Raw genomic sequence first — 17,528 nt, forward strand, 5'->3', positions numbered from 1 at the left:
GCTATTATGCATAAAATGAAGGGATGGAGCTTGGTGGCATCGGGTGTCGTATTAGCGGTGGCTGCTATTGGTTTCTTTGTAGAAGGTTTTTTCTACTGCCGGCATGCGTTGCTCTTGGCCGCTATGTTGGGTGCAATTGGAATGGGCGCGTTCAGTGCGACCAAAGGTTACCAATACACGATGTGGATTGTGGTGGCAGTGGTGGCTGGGATGACCTTTCCTGATCGTATATTGCACGTAGGTGAATTTGACATGCGCAACAAGTGGCTGATTCTCGTGGTCGTTCAGCTCGTCATGTTCGGTATGGGAATACAGATGAGATTACGAGATTTTACACGTATCGGAGCGTCTGGAAAGGGGGTTGCAATAGGTTTAGTGACGCAATTTACGATCATGCCCCTAATCGGATTTCTTTTGACAAGAGGGTTTGGCTTTGAACCGGAAATCGCAGCGGGTGTCATTTTAATAGGCTGTTGTTCTAGCGGTTTAGCGTCAAACGTTATGGCTTACATTGCGAAAGCCAATCTGGTGTTGTCGGTGACCGTAACGGCCTTGACAACACTAGCCGCACCACTGATGACGCCGCTGATGATGAAGGTTTACGCTGGGACGATGGTGGAAGTCAGTGTCTTGAGTATGGCAATGGAAATTATAAAGATTATGATCGTGCCCATTGGGGCGGGATTATTACACGATTACCTGAAAACAGCACCTCGGTCTATGTATCGTACTATAGGGATGACATCCGTATTTATCGTGTTGCTGCTGTTGATTAATATCGGTTACCTTTGGCCATTCTTTATCAGCGGCTTTACGTCTACTGGTGTGGCCATTATAGAGGGGCTGCTCTTTTTATTGGGCGCTATACCAGTTGGTTTTGGATATCACGTGCTTACACGTAAATGGCCTTTTTTGGACAAGAAAATGCCGTATTTTTCTATGTTTGGAATTGTTTATTTTACAGCAGTGACGACCGCTGCAGGACAGCAATATTTGATGCAAATAGGTTTTTTATTGTTCTTGGCTGCGGTTATCCATAATGCTGCAGGCTACTTCTTTGGCTATTGGTTCAGTCGGCTATTTGGGTTGAATGCCTATTCGGCGCGTGCTATGGCGCTGGAGGTTGGTCTGCAGAATGGTGGCATGGCCAGCGGATTGGCAGGGAGCATGGGCAAGTTAGGAACACTTGGCTTAGCTGCTGCGGTATTTAGTCCCTGGATGAATATCTCGGGGTCCATATTGGCTAATTATTGGAGAAGAAAGCAGGAGCGGATAGCTTTGCAGACTAAGCAATCAGATAAAGAAATAAAAAGCGACTATAAACGAATAGAATTAAAAGAAGATAATGGATAGGATTGAAGCAACTTATTACGTAGAAACACCCTACCCGCTAGCGGATGCCGCAGCGGTGATGGCGGGCGAGCAATCGTCGGGTACATTTGTGGCTATACCGGGCGAAACAGAAGAATTAAAATTACAATATGCTGCGCGTGTGGAACATGTTGAGGAATTAGAAACCGCGACAGCCCCATCGTTATCCGCTGAGCAGTTACCTTTTGAAAAGTATTATCGGGGGAAGATTACGCTTTCCTGGTCGTTTTCCAATTTTGGAGCAAATCTGCCGGTGTTATGTTCTACGCTGATGGGTAATCTATATGAATTGCGGCAGTTTACTGGTCTCAAGTTGATTGATATACAACTTCCTGATAGTTATACACAGCAGTTCCGCGGTCCTAAGTTTGGTATTAGCGGAACCGCTGCCCTAATCTCACCGGAAGCTAAACCCCCGTTGATCGGTACGATTATTAAACCGAGTGTGGGTTTATCGATTACCGATACAGCGGAGATTGTCAGGAAGCTTGTCGAAGCGGGCATTGATTTCATTAAGGATGACGAGCTCATGGGCTCCGCAGCTAATTCGCCGTTTAAGGGCCGGGTTCAGGCTGTTATGGATGTGCTGAACAAGCATCAGGATAAAACCGGAAAAAAAGTGATGTACGCGTTCAACATCAGTGATGAAATGGATAATATGCTCCGAAACTATGACACGATAGTCAATGCAGGAGGGAGTTGTGCAATGGTTAGTTTGTATAGTGCCGGATTAACTGCCGTAAAACGTATTGCAGATATTGGACAACTGACTATACATGGACATCGCAATGGATGGGGGATGTTAAATCGGCATCCGTTGTTAGGCGTGACGTTTTCGGCGTATCAAAAGCTATGGCGTCTGGCGGGCGTGGATCAATTACACGTTAATGGCATCCGCAATAAATTCTGGGAATCTGATGAATCGGTCATAAACTCCATAAAAGCGTGTTTGACACCTATGAAAGGCATATTGCCGGCTTTGCCGGTTCTGTCTTCGGGACAATGGGGCGGTCAGGCGATAGACACCTACAAGCTCACCCGGACAACCGATTATTTGTATCTAGCGGGTGGCGGTATTATGGCACATCCCGGCGGCATTAACGGTGGCGTAACTGCTATTAAGCAGGCTTGGGAAGCGGCGGTAACAGGATTGACCTTAGCCGAAGCGGCACAAAAGTATCCGGCAGTGCAACAGGCAGTGGAGAAATTTGGAAAGTCCAAGTAGTAATAAGCATATGGCATATAAAATAGCTTTTTACGGAGATGATTTTACCGGATCGACTGATGCCTTGGAAACATTGGAAGAAATGGGACTCCAAGCGGTGCTGTTTACCGAAGTGCCAACTTCGGAACAGTTGGCAGCGTTTGGAAACAAGCAAGCTATAGGTGTTGCTGGAATGACCCGGACTATGGCGACGGCAGAAGTAGAAACGGAACTTCAGCAGGTGTTTGCCCGATTTTCGGAAATGGATGTACGGCATTTCCACTATAAAGTATGTTCCACGTTCGACTCATCCCCAGAGGTAGGAAGTATCGGTAAGGCCGTGGATCTTGGAACAGCTGCATTTTCCAGCGAGGTGGTTCCTTTGGTCGTGGGCGCGCCCTATCTGGGGAGGTTCTGTGCTTTTGGCAATTTGTTTGCGCGTATGGGAACAGGTAAAACGGGCGAGGTTTTTCGTCTAGACAGACACCCTAGTATGTCTAAGCATCCAGTTACGCCTGCGGAAGAAAGTGATCTGCGCCGACATTTAGCGCGACAGACAGGCCAAAAGAGTATACTCGTCGATGTAACGCAGCTTGAACAGCCGGTAGCCGATATACTCGATTGGATTGAAGAAAACCGGGATAACGTCAAAACGGTCGTACTATTTGACGTGATGACGGAAGAGCATCTGGAAAAGATAGGTGCGGTTTTGGAGGGCTTATCCACGAATCTACAGCCTTTGTTTTCCGTAGGCTCCTCCGCGGTGTCCAAAGCGCTATGTGCGGAATGGAAAAAAAATGGTATGCTTACACCACGTACGGATTGGCCGGCAATTAACCGCGCGAAACCTTTGTTGGTGCTTTCTGGGAGTGGTGCATTGGTATCCGGTAGGCAAATTACGCATGCGCTGAAACACGGTTTTGCGGATGTTGCCGTGGATGGGGAACAACTTTTATCGGACATCGCCAGTGCCCATATTGCTGCGATAACCCAACAGGTGCTGGATAATATGCGACAGGGGAGAAGTGTGGTCGTGCATACCAGTATCGGGCCGGACGATCCACGGATAACACGGACACGGGATATCCTTGTGCAACGCGGATTTAGCACGCAGCAAATTAACAGTTATACTGCTGCCTTATACGGTAAAGCACTGGCACAGATTGCCGATCATATCGCAAAATCCTTCGCACTCGAGCGCCTGGTCGTTGCAGGAGGCGATACATCCAGTTTATTTGCCCGTCATCTGGGTATCGATGCTGTAGAAATGGTGTCACCAATTGTACCTGGTGCCCCCCTTTGCCGTATACACGCAAAAAAAGAATACATAAACGGTATCACCATTAATTTTAAAGGCGGACAGGTTGGGAATCTGGATTATTTTCTTCAGTTAGAACGGGGAACATCCTAACGAGAATAACCAAGATAGTTATAAACATATATAGATCTTAATTATGCATATTATTCGTTTTTTTATGCCATTAGTGTTTTTGGCATGTTTTTGTACGCCCTCGCGTGCGCAAAATGGAACGGTGACCGGGAAGGTAACGGATTCGGAAACGGGGACGTCGCTTGTGGGCGTCAGTGTTTCCGTGATTGGCACCAATCACCAAACCTATACCGATGGAAATGGACAATTTACCATGAAGCTTGAAGAAAGTGGACAGGCACTTCGGTTCAGCTATGTTGGTTACGAAGCTTTAGATGTAGACGTGCAGCAGCGATCACAGGTAGACGTCGCCTTGGTTAAAGATGTAGGACAGTTAGATGCCGTCGTCGTGGTTGGTTATGGTACAAGTCGCGTACGCGATTTAACAGGTTCTGTTGCGCGAGTTGGAGAGGATGATTTCAACCGTGGTGTGATGACATCCCCAGACCAGCTGATCCAAGGAAAGGCGGCGGGTGTCGACATCGTAAACAACAGCGGTTCGCCTGGAGGTGGTGTCACGTTCCGGATTCGGGGCAACTCTTCTGTTCGTTCGGGGAATCAACCTCTTTTTGTTATTGACGGAGTCCCCATTGATGGTCGATCCACGAAGCCGGGTGCATTTACCGCAAGTTTGGGCGATGCTGAGGCGTCCAATCCTTTGAACTTTATCAATCCAAACGATATCGCCAGTATCGATGTCCTGAAGGACGCTTCAGCTACGGCTATTTATGGTTCCAGGGGAGCCAACGGTGTGGTGATCATCACGACAAAAAAAGGAAAGTCGGGCGCACCAAGCCTGATAGTGGACGCACAAACCGGTGTCAGCAGCATTTTCCGTGTGCCAGAGATGATGGATGCCAGCAGCTTCAGGAATGCGCTAGCAAATCGGCAGCTTTCGCAGTATGACGGAGGGGCAAATGTGGATGCCATGAAATCCGTAACGCGGGTAGCCAAAACCAATATCGTCAATATGTCTGTAGGTGGCGGAAATGAAAAGGGGAATTATCGCTTATCCGCTGGCTATCACGATCAAGAGGGTATCATCCAGAACTCCGGATTACGTAAGTATACGGGTAACTATACGTCCAGTTATAAGTTCCTGCCGGAGGATCGACTCACGTTGGATGTTAATTTAATGGCTTCTAATACAGCCGAATCGGGTGCTCCTATTGCGGAGACCTCGAATGTTTATGGTAGCTTGGTGAGTAATGCGCTGGAGTGGAATCCGACCGTACCGCTACAAAATGCGGAGGGCAACTATGTACAGCGGCAATACGAAAGTGTGCCCGGCTTGCCGACTAATCCCTTAGCACTAATTAACTACTACAGTGACAAAGCAAACGTGACCAATATCTTGGGGAGCATGGGCGTAACGTTCCGTATTATGGATGGCTTAAATTATAAATTTGGCTTAGGTATCAACCATGCCAAAGGTGATCGCGCTGTTGATATTTCTGGCGACTTATTTTTAAATCTGGTGACAGATCTCGGGCAGACCGTCGTCAGCAATAGTCAGCTCGACAGCCGGACCCTAACTCATACGTTGAATTATGAAAAAGAATTTAATCGTGTGCGACTGAATGCCTTGGTTGGTTATGAATTCCAAGATTATAAAAATAGGTATACCAATATTGAGGCAACGGGGTTCTCATCCTTTGAAATCAAAGGATCGAATATTCTCCAAAACCCTTCTCGTGACAATATCAGAGTTAGTTCCTTCAAAGACCCTACCAATCAGTTGCAATCGTATTTCGGACGTTTAAATATGGCCTTTTCCAATAAGTACCTCCTAACAGCGACCATGCGCGCTGATGGTTCCACCAAGTTCGGTGCAAATAACAAGTATGGCTATTTTCCTTCGTTGGCAGCGGCATGGGTCCTGTCGGAAGAATCACTATTTAAGGCCGCCAAGGGGCTAAATCATCTGAAACTTCGTCTGGGATGGGGCCGCACGGGAAACCAAGAATTTCCGGCGGGAGCTTCGCAAGAACGCTACTCCTTCGGTTTGCAGCAAATCTCGTTAAATAATGTAGCAAATCCGGACTTAAGATGGGAAACAACCGAAACCTATAACATCGGGCTTGATTTCGCTTTATTTGAAAGCCGTTTAAATGGTTCCATCGAATACTTTGATAAGCGTACCCATGACCTATTGTTCCAGCTCCCAGCATTACAACCAGCCCCCGCTGCGCAGTTCTGGACGAATTTGCCAGCAACCATTCGAAATAGTGGTGCGGAGCTCACGCTAAATTATACGGCCATCCGGAATGAAAATGTGGTCTGGGATATCGGAGCCAATGCGACAGTGTTACAAAACCGCTTCAGCGGCTACGCTGGAGCGCCTATTTTAACTGGGCAGATTCATGGTAGCGGCCTACCTGGTAATTATTCGCAGCAGCTGCTCAATAACCAACCGCTATTTGTCTTTTATATGCCTCGGTTTGAGGGACTCGACGACAACGGACTGTCTCGCCACAGTGAAACTTCCGAAATCGTCGGCGATCCCAATCCGAACTTCTTGATGGGGCTTTCGACATCTGTGGATTATAAGAAATTGTCATTTTCGGCAAGCTTCAACGGCGTATTTGGTCACCAGCTTTACAATAACACCGCTAATGCTATCGTTACGGCGGCGAACCTCGGATTGGGCAGAAATACATCGCCCACCATTGGTCTGGGCAATGAAAGCGTCGCGAATGGCAACGTCATGTCTACCCGTTTCTTGGAAAGTGGCAATTACCTTCGCCTTCAGAACGTGTCTGTGTCCTATAACTTAGGGTCTTATAGGGATTGGGTCGAGAATGTCAGGTTATCTCTTACCGGCCAAAACTTGTTTGTCATGACTAAGTACACCGGTTTTGATCCGGAAGTGAATACGAACAAGGGTGTGAATGGTGTGCCCTCTCTAGGTATAGAGTACATACCTTATCCTACAGCGAGAACATTTATGCTCGGGTTAACGGCATCTTTTTAAAACATAAAACGCAACCATTAAAGAACAATTTATTACAATGAAAAGCCAATATATCCTTAATCTGCTTGCCATAGGTGTGCTTGCTATGTCTTGCACAAACCTTAATGAAGAACTGAATTCAGATCTGACGAAAGAGCAAGCTCAAGAGTTCTTAAATGAGAATACGGACGTTTCGACGTTGTTGGAGCGTGCCTATCGTGATTTCGACAACGTGTTTTTGCAACATGAAGGGAGCGTATGGTTGCTGCAGGAAGTGAGTGCGGATGGAGCTATCGTTCCGTCCCGGCCCTCGGGATGGGACAATGGGGGGCTATACCGGCAGCTTCATGCGCATCGTTGGGTCCCCGAGAATAACTACGTCCAATCGGTGTGGAGAAATTTGAATCGAGGTGTCTTCAATTCAACCAATGTACTGGGGTTTAACCCGTCGCCGGATGTCGCTGCTGAGGCTAGGTTTCTAAGAGCTTATTTTATGTTTGCCATCTTGGATTTATATAACCAGGTGCCGTTTCGCAATCCTGGAGACAACTTGTTAGAGCCGCCTACGGTTTTCGTAGGGAAGGAGGCTATTGACTTTATCATCAAGGAAGTTGAGGCGGCACTGACGGACTTGCCAGACAATAATCCGGCCTATCGTGCATCTAAAAATGGCGCACGCGGCTTCCTTGCACGACTTTATCTGAACCGAGGGGTATATGCGGACCGCGCGCGACCGCAATTTGCGACCGAAGATATGGAGAAGGTCATCCAATATGCGGACGAGATTAGCGGAAAGGAAATCGATTTTTATTGGGATAACTTTGTGCCGAACAATAACGAAGCATCTTCTGAGCTACTTTTCACCGTTGAGGGGCGGGGAGGCGTGCGTTCTCATTCGCTTTGGGTATGGCTGCATGCCATTTTTCCGGCGGAAATTAATTTACCTACGGGTGGTGGATGGAATGGCTTCGCTGCCGTGGGCGACTTGTACGATTTATTCGAGGAGAGTGACATCCGACGGTACTATGCGCATCCGCTTACTAGGCCGCACGGGTATAACGCTGGCTTTCTTACCGGACAACAATACGGACCTGACGGCAGTCCTTTAAATGGCGTTGTATTCCGAAAGGAGATATCCACTTTAGTCGGCGCGGGATCATACGACGGTTATCGACCCGTAAAATATATCCCTGATTATGGCAACCGGAATGCTAACGCAGACAATGATATTGTCTTGATACGCTATGCCGACGTGCTATTGATGAAAGCGGAAGCATTAATGCGTATAGGGAGAGAAACAGATGCCCTACTGTACGTTAATAAAATACGAGAAAGCCGGCTGGCTTCGCCATTTAATTTTTTAACTTTAGACAATCTTTTGGAGGAAAGAGGAAGGGAGCTTTTTTGGGAAGGTCATAGACGTCAGGATCTGATTCGCTACGGAAAATTTTTAAATGAATGGCATCTTAAGCCGGCGAGCGATGTACGATATTTACTATACCCTATCCCGCCTGCAGATGTTTTAGCAAACGACAATCTGACACAAAATCCGGACTTTTGATTTAGATGGTCAACACTTAGGCCGATCCCTTCGTTTGTAACAAACAGGACGCTACAGGATGGCGATATACATGCCTTTTGATACTTTCACCGGAATCTGACGTTTATTTTCCTAGACTCTGGAAAGCGTGATAAGATGATATAGATAAATGAAAATTTTATATAAAATGAAGGGGGTTAAAAATTATCGAAGCGTATTTTTTTACATATTTGTCACCTTTATTTTGACAGGGCTGTCAGGTTGTTTTGCATCAAAGAAATTATACGTTGAAAACGTGTTGATAGAAGGACGGGTGAACCCATTGGGCATGAATACCCTCACACCCTCATTTAGTTGGCAACTCCGGAGCGACGGGCATAACGTGACGCAGACCGATTATAGAATCACGGTGAGTACAGATGCGGATTTGTCAAAACTACAAGAGATCGTATGGGATTCGGATTGGGTGTCTACAGATCAGTCCTTATATAATATTTATAACGGAAAGGATCTCGACGGAGGGACAACCTATTATGCGCGCGTAGCGGTAAAAGATAACCAAGGAAATGTTGCCGAGAGTACTGTACAAAGCTTTCATACCGGACTGCTCTCGGAAGCGGATTGGGGGAGGGCACAATGGATCACAAAAGAAAAATTGCCAGATTCTCTGATAAACCCTTTGCCGTTAAGCTCGAGCAAACTGCGCATCGATAAAAATTACGATTTACCTGTATTTCGGAAGAATGTAAATGTCGATAAAAAAGTGGCGTCGTCTATAGCCTATATTTCCGGTTTGGGTCACTACGAGCTGCTGCTGAATGGCCAGCCGGTAGATAGTGCCATGCTGCAACCGGGTTGGACAAAGTATGATAAAGAAGCTTACTATGTCGTCTACGACCTGACAGACCGCTGGCAGCAAGGAAAGAATACGATTGGTGTGTTACTCGGAAACGGGTTCTACTATATCCCTCCTATTAAGGGACGTTACCAAAAACATAAAGTGGCCTTTGGACTACCGAAGCTGAAAATGAAAGTCGTCAATACCTACGACGATGGCAGTAAAGAAACAATCGACAGTGACAGTACTTGGAAAGTACACCAATCGCCAATAACATTTTCGAGTATGTATGGTGGCGAAGACTATGATGAGCATGTTTTGCCAACATCATGGAGCCAGCCAGAATATGACGATACAGCTTGGGGTAACGTGTTGTTGGTGGAAGGTCCCCCCCTGCGTGCGCAGGAGACGGAGCCAGTTCGTATTATGGAGCGATTTGAATCACAAGCTGTAGACCGTATCGACGAACGCACACGGGTATATGATTTTGGACAGAACGCATCAGGTATCGTACATGTGGAGATGAAAGGCAATCAGGGAGATACAGTGCGGATCTATCCTGCAGAGCTCCTGAATGACGAAGGACGTGCGAACCAAAAGCATTCAGGAAGTCCGTATTACTATCAGTATATATTTGCGCAAGATGGTGAAATCAGTTGGCGTCCCCGTTTCACCTATTACGGGTTTCGATATGCCGAGGTTAGGTTGATGCCCGCCGGAAACAAAGAAATAGAAATACAGAAGATCACGGCTGAACATATTCGGAACGGTGCACAACAGGTCGGCAGCTTTCAGTCTTCCGACACGCTGTTTAACCAAATACACACGTTGATTAATTGGGGAATAAAGAGCAATATGGTCAGCGTTTTCACAGATTGCCCACATCGTGAAAAACTAGGTTGGCTGGAACAACTGCACCTCATGGGACCTTCTGTACAATACAATTTTGATGTAGAGCGGTTATTTGCCAAATCATTGGCTGATATGCGCCAGTCGCAAACGGAAGAAGGGCTGGTGCCCGAAACGGCACCGGAGTATGTTCATTTCGATTGGGGCGGCGATGTGTTCCGTGATTCGCCGGAGTGGGGGTCGAGTTCGATTATATTGGCATGGTATGCTTATCAATGGTATGGAAATAAAGCCTTCCTGACGGATAACTATGAAATGATGAAAAAGTATATGCATTATCTTCAAGGAAAAGCGAAAGATAATGTCCTTTATCATGGCTTAGGCGATTGGTACGATCTCGGACCAGAGCGGCCCGGTTTTTCTCAGCTAACCACTCCGGGTATTACCGCCACCGCTATCTACTATTATAATTTGAAGATTTTGAGTCAGATTGCTGCGCTGTTGGGGGATAATGAATATAAAAGCTACGCTGATTCACTTCAAAATAAAGTTTATCAGGCATTTAATGAAAAGTTTTATAACGAGCGTGATGCGGTGTATGGCTCCGGAAGCCAGACGGCGTTAGCTATGCCTTTATATGTGGGACTGGTAGACGAAGCGAATAAGGATAAGGTGTTGGCGAATCTCATAAAAGATATTGCCGATAGGGATACAAGCTTCACAGCAGGGGATATTGGTCACCGATATCTCTTGCAGACTTTACAGCAAGCAGGACGAGACGATTTGATTTACGCGATGCACAGGGATGATACCCGACCGGGGTATGGCTACCAGATACGTCAGGGTGCAACAGCCTTGACTGAATCTTGGGCAGCTTTGCCAACGGTATCGAATAATCATTTTATGCTCGGACATCTGATGGAATGGTTTCATACCCGACTAGGAGGCCTCGGACAGGAGACGGGATCGATTGCTTATAAACATATACGTATAGCGCCTAAAATGCTCGACGTGGTTAAACAGCGGGCAGTAACATACGAAAGTCCATACGGGTCGGTGATGTTTGAGCATGATGGGGAACGCTTCCATGTCGATATCCCGGCAAACAGTAGATGTACATTGGTGCTCCCGAAATCTGTCGATTATCGCATCAATGGAGAGAAATTAGACGCTTATGAATATCGGTTGACAGATGCTGGGGTTGAAATTCAGTTGGGTTCAGGAAAATATGATATAAAATAATACGGTAATGAGAAAAATATGGCTATTGCTGTGTCTAGTATGGATCGGAAATATGGGGGCGGCACAGCCCGGAACAATTTCTGAAACGGAGATGGAAAAGATTTATCAAGAAGTGAAGACGCCTTATAAGTATGGTCTGGTCTTGACACCCAACCAAAAAGGAGACTTGATGGATTGTCCAACTGTGTATCGGCAAGGAAAGAAATGGTATATGACCTATATCGTCTTTGATGGAGAGGGATACGAAACATGGTTGGCTGAGAGTGCCGATTTATTGGACTGGAAAGTGCTCGGCAAACAAATGTCAAAAGAGAGCGGTGATAAATGGGATAGCATGCAACGTGCGGGATACAATGCTTTAATCGATACAAAGTGGGGCGGGAGCTATAAACTCCATAAGTACGAAGGAAAATATTGGATGTCCTATTTCGGAGGATCTTCTGTTGGGTACGAACCAGAGCCCTTAGCAATCGGAATGGCCTATACCGCTGAGAAGCCCACAAAACCCATGGAGTGGTTGCGATTGGATAAACCTGTTTTGACCAGTGAGGATGAGGATGTCCGTTGGTGGGAAAACCGACATAAACTTTTTAAAAGTTATGTGATGGAAGATAAGAAGAGAAATACGGGACACCGCTTTATTATGTATTATAATGCCGTAGGTGACTCGCTGGAGAACAACAAACCTACACGTTGGTACGAACGTATCGGTATGGCCGTTTCTGACGACATGAAAAATTGGAAACGCTATCTAGAAGAACCTGTTGTGCATCATCCGCAGGGAATTACTGGTGATCCCATGATTCAGCGCATCAATAATACGTGGGTGATGTTTTATTTTGGTGCGTTTTGGAAAGATCGGGAAGGTGCATTCAATCGATTTGCCGCCTCTAAGGACTTGATCCATTGGACCGACTGGCAGGGTGATAACCTCATTGAGTCGTCTGAAGACTTTGATAATCAGTATGCCCATAAATCCTTTGTCATTAAGCATAAAGGAGTCGTTTATCACTATTACTGTGCAGTTGATAAGGACGGAAACCGCGGCATCGCGCTGGCAACGTCTAAAGATAAAGGGAAAAGTAAAGTAAAGTTTGAATCGAATTAAATAACATCTTATCATAATACCCATGTTTAGTAAGTTCGTGTGTTTTCTAGTTTTGTTTGTTACCGTCCTGTCCAGCATGGCACAGCCACGGGAAGTAATTAATTTTAATGGAGATTGGTCTTTCACGTTAGAAGATGATTTACAGTTCAGACGAGCAACCTTTTCTCCCGTAAATTGGAAAAAGGTTTCATTGCCGCACGATTGGAGTATAGGCTTCGATTTCGGTGAAGAATATCCTGCAGGTAATGCCGGTGGTGCGCTTCCTGGTGGTGTAGGCTGGTATAGAAAAACCTTCCAGTTGTCGGAAAATGACAAAGGCAGCCATTATACGATATATTTCGGCGGTGTGTATCGGTATGCCGAAGTCTGGTTGAATGATCAGTATTTAGGAAAAAATAGCAATGGGTACCTTTCATTTGAACGTGATTTGACGCCCTATTTACGGTATGGAAATGAGCAAAATGTCATCGCCGTTCGTGTAGATAATAGCATGCAACCCAATTCCCGCTGGTATACTGGTTCGGGTATATATCGAGATGTTCGGCTGGAGAAACGCGCCCCTGTTCATTTGCTACCCGCAGAAACATATATAACAACGCCTAAGGTGTCAACGGAGAAAAGCTCCGTACGTGTGCAATCGGTGCTCAGCCAGGCTGCGTCTGGAAAAGCAGGAAGGGTGGTGCTGAAATTGCGGGATAAAAATAAGATGACTATTGCCGAAAAGACAGTGTTGTTTTCCGATAGCCAAATTGATGACGAATTGCAAGTAGGTGGGGTTACGTTGTGGTCTCCTGATAATCCAACCTTATACGAGCTGAGCATTACTGTGCTGGATAATACAAACAAGCTATTGGATGAATTAAAGTATAAAGTGGGGTTCCGGTATTTTCACTTTGACGAAAATGGGTTTGCTTTGAACGGCGAGCCATTTAAGCTGTTAGGCGTCTGTCTTCACCATGATTTAGGTGCGTTGGGCGCGGCATTCAACAAATCGGCGGCTAAAAGACAATTGTTGATCATGAAAGACATGGGCGTAAACGCTATTCGTACCGCCCATAATCCATTTGCGGAAGAATTTTTGGACCTGTGTGACGAATTGGGCTTTTTGGTGCAGAATGAAGCTTACGATATGTGGGCAAAACGTAAGAACAAATTTGACTATCACATCGATTTCAAAGAACATCATATAGTTGACCTCATTACCTTGGTGAAGCGTGACCGTAATCATCCTTCTGTTTTTATGTGGAGTATCGGAAACGAGATCCGCGAACAATTTGACGATACAGGGATTGAACTCACAAAAGGGATGACAGAAGTGGTGAAGAAACTAGACCCGACGCGTCCGGTAACTGCTGCATTAACCGAAACCAACTATGAAAAAAACTTTATTGCGCAAGCAGGCGTATTGGATGTGTTAGGCTTCAATTATAAATATTTCGATTATGATAAGTTGCCGACGGAATTTAAAGGGGTCCCGTTGATTGCTTCCGAAACGACTTCTGCGCTGCAAACTCGAGGGGTGTATGACGCCTTACACGATACCATCCAGTTATGGCCGGCTTCGTCTGCGGATAAGTTCGTGACCAACGGCAATCCTGATTTTACCGTTTCCGCCTATGATAACGTAGCAGCCTATTGGGGGACGAGCCACGAGCGAGCTTGGCTGGAGGTGAAGAAACGCGATTTCTTAGGTGGTATTTTCGTATGGACTGGTTTTGATTATCTTGGGGAACCTGTACCTTATCCGTATCCGGCGCGTAGTTCTTATTACGGTATCGTAGATTTAGCTGGACTGCCTAAGGACGTGTATTATATGTACCAATCAGAGTGGACAGATACGGAAGTGTTGCATCTTTTGCCGCACTGGAATTGGAAAGAAGGGGAGGAAGTGGATGTGTGGTGTTACTATAACAATGCGGATGAGGTCGAGTTATTTTTGAACGGTCGTAGTCTTGGTCGCCGGTCAAAAACTGACGAGGTATTGCATGCGAGCTGGAATGTGCCATTTGAGAAAGGCGAATTAAAAGTAGTGAAGATCAAGGACGGGAAAGTGGTACAAGAGGCTGTGAAAAAAACAGCAGGTAAACCTGTCGATATCGTTGTTGATGTCGAGCATGATCGTTATGCCGTAGATGGATCAACAGATTTGCATTTTCTGACGGTGTCCTTAGTAGACAAAAATGGTACTATTGTGCCGGATAGTGATGTGGAGGTGTCTTTTTTGCCTCAAGAAAATCTAACGATCAGAGGTACCGATAATGGTTATCAAGCTGACTTGAATTCGCTAAGTAGCCCCAAACGAAAAACGTATAAAGGTTTGGCCATAGCAATGGCTCAAAAAAATAGCTTGGAAAAAGAGGCAAAGATAATCGTCAAAGCCAATACAATTATAAAAGAAATAGTAATTAAGTAGGTTTTCAAGCGGCCTTTATCGCTATTCTACATGATCTGATCAAAATACAGGATATTGAAAATATGAATATAAGCAAGAAGATCATTTGGTTAACGTGTATGCTCTGTGTTGCTGTTTCGTTGCACGCTGCAGATATTTACGTGGAGCAAAACAGCAATAATATTACTGGCAACGGCTCTATGGAGCGTCCTTATAACGCATTAGAAGACGCCATACGCCACGCTAGGGAGCTTCGTCGATTGAATGATCCTAGCATCTCCGAGGGAATCAATATCTGGATTAAGAAAGGAATCTATTTTCCTGCACAAACGATTCGACTTCGTCCCGAAGACAGTGGCACACCGGAAAGCCCTACACGGATACGCTCCATAGCAGGCGATAAGGTGGTGTTCTCTGGTGGAAGAAAAATATCGGGCTGGACGAAGCTGGGTAAACACCGGGACATCCCATCGGCAGTTGCCCGGCATATTTACGTGGCAGATGCACCGAAAGTAGGAGGGAAACGTGTTAACTTCCGTCAGCTATGGGTGAACGACAAAAAAGCTATCCGCGCAGAAAGTCACGGTGATTTGGAGCTGCCGCGTATCTTGAATTGGGATTTTGATAAACAAACTGCTATTATTCCGAACGTATTTAACGGGTTCAAATTGACGGAAGGGATGGAGTTTTTTATTCATCAGTGGTGGGCTATTGCACAGCTGCGCGTAAAAAATGCTGTAGTGCATAAGGATAGTATTGAAGTCTATTTTCATCAACCGGAGAGCAAAATCCAAAGTGAACATCCTTGGCCTAAACCATGGCTATCGAAAGAATCAGGAAATTCAGCTTTTCGTTTGGTTAATGCGTTGCAGTTTTTGGATAAACCAGGTGAATGGTTTTTGGATGAAGACGAAGAGAAAGTATATTATTATAAACGCGACGATGAGGATATGGAACAAGCACAGGTGATTTTCCCCTATCTAGAGACTATCGTGCAGTTGGAAGGTACATTAGAAGATCCAGTTTCTCATATACAGGTTGAGGGTGTGTCTTTTTCTCATGCCGCATGGTTCCGACCCAATACACATGGTCATGTTGCGTTGCAGGCAGGGATGTATTTTCACGAAGCATACAAATTGGACAGGCCGGGTACACCGGATAAAGCCGGACTGGAAAATCAGGCGTGGGTAGGACGGCCTGCAAGCGCTGTCGTACTCAAAAATACAAGTTATGTACAGTTTCAGCGATGTACCTTTAGCCGTTTAGCGTCGACAGGATTTGACTTTTATGAAGGCAATTTTCGTGACCGTCTAGAGGGTAATATCTTTTATGATATCGGTGGGAATGCAGTGCTTATCGGGAAATTTTCGGACGATCAATTTGAAGCACATCTACCCTATGAACCACAAGATGAACGAGAGGTTACACGTGAAATTGTGGTTCGAAATAATCTCATTCATAACACGGCAAATGAAGATTGGGGTGCCGTGGGTATAGGAGCGGGATTTGTGCAGGGCGTGGATATTTCTCATAATGATATCAGTGATATCGCCTATTCAGGAATCAGTTTGGGATGGGGATGGACGCCAACTGTAAATGTGATGAAGAACAATACGGTGGAGCGGAATAGAATAACACGGTATGGCAAGTTTATGTATGATGTCGCCGGGATTTATACGCTTTCAGCACAGCCGGGCACCAAAATAAGAGAGAATGAAATAGACAGTATATATGTATCACCCTACGCGCATATCCCAGACCATTGGTTTTATTTATATACCGACGAAGGATCTGCTTACATGGATGTGTCCGATAACTGGTTTCCTGAAAATAAGATTCTAAAAAATGCAAATGGTCCCGGTGTCATTTGGGAAAATAACGGTCCTGAAGCAGATAGAACAGCATTTAACACAGGTTTGGAAAAGCCGTTTCGGGACCTGCTTAAATGGAAAGAAACGGTTAAAGATGGCTATACATTTAACCAGTACGTTCCGTTTACGAAACCTGTTTTTGTTCAAGTGCACGATAAGCAGCAATCACTCTCGAAAGATGGATTAGCATCGTTTGCTAAGACGCAGGGGATAGCACATCCACAAATATATGCATGGGGCGATTATATGTTGTTAAAAACGGATGACGAACACGCAAAAAAACTGACAAGCGCCATGTTGGCGAATTATCCCCAGCTAACGGTCAACATGTTCAACGATGTATTTTATACCTTTGACCGCCAATATTGTGAAAATCAGGAAGAGGCGGAAGAGGTCGATTTTGTACTTTTGACAGCGCAATTGGTAGAGGATGAAAATAAGCAAAAGGAATACTTCGAATATCATGAAAAGCAATTCGAAGAATGGCCGGAAGTAGCGGCGGGTTTTTGTCAGGCGGACTTTCAGGAGGTATTGTTATACCGAAGCGGAAGGCAGCTGTTACTATATATTTCTTTTCCCAAAGGAAAAGACTTTGCCGAGATTGATACATTGACGACCAAAGATAATCCTAGGGTAGTGAAGTGGAACCAACTGATGAGCACTTATCAAGAAGGTGTTCCGGGCACAGCCGCAAACGAAACGTGGATTTTTTATAAGAGATAAGATACAAA

At 45.5% G+C, this 17,528-nt stretch carries 9 protein-coding genes; all 9 read left to right on the forward strand.

The genetic code is table 11. The features are described from left to right. Positions 1 to 6 precede the first annotated feature (6 nt). The 9 genes from C5749_RS11855 to C5749_RS11895 all read left to right on the forward strand — a co-directional run bounded on the left by C5749_RS11855 (position 7) and on the right by C5749_RS11895 (position 17,520). Positions 7 to 1,353 (forward strand): bile acid:sodium symporter family protein, encoded by a 1,347-nt coding sequence (locus tag C5749_RS11855; protein WP_105727018.1) that lies wholly within the window; start codon positions 7 to 9, stop codon positions 1,351 to 1,353. Next, on the forward strand, positions 1,346 to 2,596 hold the full coding sequence (locus tag C5749_RS11860; protein WP_105726293.1) for a ribulose-bisphosphate carboxylase large subunit family protein: 1,251 nt from the start codon (positions 1,346 to 1,348) through the stop codon (positions 2,594 to 2,596). Before C5749_RS11855 ends, C5749_RS11860 begins: the two co-directional genes overlap by 8 nt. A 10-nt stretch (positions 2,597 to 2,606) precedes the next feature. Beyond that, positions 2,607 to 3,986 (forward strand): four-carbon acid sugar kinase family protein, encoded by a 1,380-nt coding sequence (locus C5749_RS11865; RefSeq protein ID WP_105726295.1) that lies wholly within the window; start codon positions 2,607 to 2,609, stop codon positions 3,984 to 3,986. A 43-nt stretch (positions 3,987 to 4,029) separates the two neighbouring features. Then, positions 4,030 to 6,978 carry a SusC/RagA family TonB-linked outer membrane protein gene (locus C5749_RS11870; RefSeq protein ID WP_105726297.1) on the forward strand — a complete coding sequence of 983 codons (2,949 nt, stop codon included), beginning with the start codon at positions 4,030 to 4,032 and terminating at the stop codon, positions 6,976 to 6,978. Positions 6,979 to 7,015: 37 nt separating this feature from the next. Continuing rightward, positions 7,016 to 8,518 carry a RagB/SusD family nutrient uptake outer membrane protein gene (locus C5749_RS11875; protein ID WP_105726299.1) on the forward strand — a complete coding sequence of 501 codons (1,503 nt, stop codon included), beginning with the start codon at positions 7,016 to 7,018 and terminating at the stop codon, positions 8,516 to 8,518. 274 nt (positions 8,519 to 8,792) lie between these two features. Beyond that, positions 8,793 to 11,426 carry a family 78 glycoside hydrolase catalytic domain gene (locus tag C5749_RS11880; RefSeq protein ID WP_181151374.1) on the forward strand — a complete coding sequence of 878 codons (2,634 nt, stop codon included), beginning with the start codon at positions 8,793 to 8,795 and terminating at the stop codon, positions 11,424 to 11,426. A 7-nt stretch (positions 11,427 to 11,433) separates the two neighbouring features. Beyond that, positions 11,434 to 12,534, forward strand: coding sequence for a glycoside hydrolase family protein (locus C5749_RS11885; protein ID WP_105726303.1), 1,101 nt, complete (start codon positions 11,434 to 11,436; stop codon positions 12,532 to 12,534). Between the two features lie 76 nt (positions 12,535 to 12,610). Then, complete coding sequence (locus tag C5749_RS11890) at positions 12,611 to 14,947, forward strand: glycoside hydrolase family 2 TIM barrel-domain containing protein (RefSeq protein ID WP_181151376.1); 2,337 nt, start codon at positions 12,611 to 12,613, stop codon at positions 14,945 to 14,947. A gap of 62 nt (positions 14,948 to 15,009) precedes the next feature. Continuing rightward, complete coding sequence (locus tag C5749_RS11895; RefSeq protein WP_105726307.1) at positions 15,010 to 17,520, forward strand: L-rhamnose mutarotase; 2,511 nt, start codon at positions 15,010 to 15,012, stop codon at positions 17,518 to 17,520. The last annotated feature ends 8 nt before the right edge of the window (positions 17,521 to 17,528 follow it).

It is taken from the genome of Sphingobacterium gobiense, assembly GCF_002980575.1.
Lineage (GTDB): Bacteria > Bacteroidota > Bacteroidia > Sphingobacteriales > Sphingobacteriaceae > Sphingobacterium > Sphingobacterium gobiense.

Excerpts from the sequence above, each read along its gene's own strand:
- C5749_RS11865 (WP_105726295.1), top strand. The coding sequence starts at position 2,607 with ATGGCATATAAAATAGCTTTTTACGGAGATGATTTTACCGGATCGACT.
- C5749_RS11890 (WP_181151376.1), top strand. The coding sequence starts at position 12,611 with ATGGCACAGCCACGGGAAGTAATTAATTTTAATGGAGATTGGTCTTTC.
- C5749_RS11875 (WP_105726299.1), top strand. The coding sequence starts at position 7,016 with ATGAAAAGCCAATATATCCTTAATCTGCTTGCCATAGGTGTGCTTGCT.
- C5749_RS11870 (WP_105726297.1), top strand. The coding sequence starts at position 4,030 with ATGCATATTATTCGTTTTTTTATGCCATTAGTGTTTTTGGCATGTTTT.
- C5749_RS11860 (WP_105726293.1), top strand. The coding sequence starts at position 1,346 with ATGGATAGGATTGAAGCAACTTATTACGTAGAAACACCCTACCCGCTA.
- C5749_RS11895 (WP_105726307.1), top strand. The coding sequence starts at position 15,010 with ATGAATATAAGCAAGAAGATCATTTGGTTAACGTGTATGCTCTGTGTT.
- C5749_RS11885 (WP_105726303.1), top strand. The coding sequence starts at position 11,434 with ATGAGAAAAATATGGCTATTGCTGTGTCTAGTATGGATCGGAAATATG.
- C5749_RS11855 (WP_105727018.1), top strand. The coding sequence starts at position 7 with ATGCATAAAATGAAGGGATGGAGCTTGGTGGCATCGGGTGTCGTATTA.